We start from the raw sequence: 997 nt of genomic DNA on the forward strand, positions 1-997 counted from the left end.
CCACGCCGCCCGGGCCGCCCTGCGCCGCGAGGCCGAGCGGATCGCCCTCGAGAGCCCGGAGCCGACGTCGTGAGCGCCCTTTCCACCCGGCTCGAGGCCGTCCTGCGCGAGATCGGGTCCGTCGCCGTGGCGGTGAGCGGCGGCGTCGACAGCCTGACGCTGGCGGCGCTCGCCCATCGCGTGCTCGGCGCCGACGCCGCGCTGATGGTGCATGCCGCCTCCCCCGCCGTGCCGGCGGAAGCCACCGACCGCGTCCGCGCCGAGGCGGCGCGCGCCGGCTGGAGCCTGCGGGTGATCGAGGCCGGCGAGTTCTCCGATCCGGCCTATCGCGCCAACCCGGTGAACCGCTGCTTCTTCTGCAAGACCAATCTCTACGGCGCGATCCGCGGCGTCACCGACCGGCCGATGGTCTCGGGCGCCAACCTCGACGACCTCGGCGAGTACCGGCCCGGCCTCGACGCCGCGGCCGGCTACGGCGTCCGCCACCCCTACGTCGAGGCCGGCCTCGACAAGGCGGCGGTGCGGCGGCTGAGCCGCGATCTCGGCCTCGGCGCGGTGGCCGAGCTGCCCTCCGCCCCCTGCCTGTCGAGCCGGGTCGAGACCGGCATCCGCATCGAGCCGGAGGTGCTGGCCTTCATCCACGCGGTCGAGCGCCGCGCGGTGGGCCGCCTGCAGGGCGGCGTGCTTGTCCGCGTCGAGGCGGGTCAGGAGGAAGCGCGCCTCCCGCTCGGCCGCAGCAGCGAGGATCGCGTCGATCTGCGCGGCGGACTTGCCGGCGCAGAACACCGCCTCCTCGAGGCCGATCCGCTCGGCGCGGGCGAAATCCAGGGTGAACTCGTCGGAAACGCTCATGCCCGGGCCCCGCCGCCGACGAGAAAGGCGCTGCCGGTGCGGTAGGGCTCGAAGCGGACCGCGTTCGCGGCGAGGCGTCCCGGTGCCTGCGCCGCGATCCAGCCTTCGAGCGCGTCCCGGCCGCCGGCATCGAGCGCCGCGAGGC

The 997-nt window shown here is 75.8% G+C and carries 1 protein-coding gene; it reads left to right on the plus strand.

The features are described from left to right. Nucleotides 1-69: 69 nt before the first annotated feature. A complete protein-coding gene (locus tag FV223_RS28480) occupies nucleotides 70-897 on the plus strand; it encodes an adenine nucleotide alpha hydrolase (protein ID WP_246689852.1) in 828 nt (275 codons plus the stop codon). The last annotated feature ends 100 nt before the right edge of the window (nucleotides 898-997 follow it).

It is taken from the genome of Methylobacterium sp. WL116 (assembly GCF_008039455.1).
Lineage (GTDB): Bacteria > Pseudomonadota > Alphaproteobacteria > Rhizobiales > Beijerinckiaceae > Methylobacterium.